Annotated in this window: 1 protein-coding gene and 1 pseudogene; both read left to right on the top strand. The window is 56.6% G+C overall.

Annotation, left to right across the window (positions count from 1 at the left end):
• A pseudogene (locus tag ACTNBU_RS12685) lies at positions 1–237 on the top strand (hypothetical protein); the annotation flags it as partial.
• Between the two features lie 59 nt (positions 238–296).
• A partial coding sequence (locus ACTNBU_RS12680) for an IS3 family transposase (RefSeq protein ID WP_441034456.1) occupies positions 297–677 on the top strand: 381 nt, incomplete at its 3' end.

Raw genomic sequence — 677 nt, 5'->3', positions numbered from 1 at the left:
CTCAAGCTGTCTGATGAGATTGGGGTGAAGAACGCTGCCAACCAGCTCGGCATCGCATACTACACACTGGCAGACTGGCGAAGCATACGCCGGAACCGGCCGCCCACGAAGGCGCTGAGTACAGAGGAGCAGGCTATCCGCATCCGCGAGCTTGAGCATGAGGTTGCCGAGCTGCGCACCGCGAACGACATTCTCAAGGATGCACTCGGTTTTTTCGCAAAAGACCGCAAGAAGTAAAAAGTTGCGAACGGCATCTGTTTGTGCTCAGGCGCAAGGCTGTATACACGGTGAAAAGTATGTGCCGTGTCCTGGGAATCAGTGAGTCTGGCTATTATCGCTGGCTGAGAAACCGGGATAAACGCAGCAGCCGTCAGCTTCTTGCGGTCAAAGTCAAAGAAATCCTCGCAGAACACCCGGATAACCGCAACTACGGTGTGAACCGCATCCGCATGGCGCTCAGCCAGTCCGGAATTGACGTCAGCCGGAGGACTGTGTACCGTGTCATGAAGGAAAACGGCTGGCTCCATAAGCGGCGCATCCCGCACGGGATCACTAGGGCAACAACGGAAGCACAGGAGCAGGAGAATCTTTTGAAGCGGAACTTCGGCGCGGAGCGGCCGCTGGAGAAGTTCCTCACGGACATTACCGAGGTGCAGTGCGCAGACGGCAAGCTGTAT

The organism is Dysosmobacter sp. HCP28S3_G4, assembly GCF_052065175.1.
Lineage (GTDB): Bacteria > Bacillota > Clostridia > Oscillospirales > Oscillospiraceae > Oscillibacter.
This window is presented reverse-complemented; position numbering and strand designations above follow the sequence as displayed.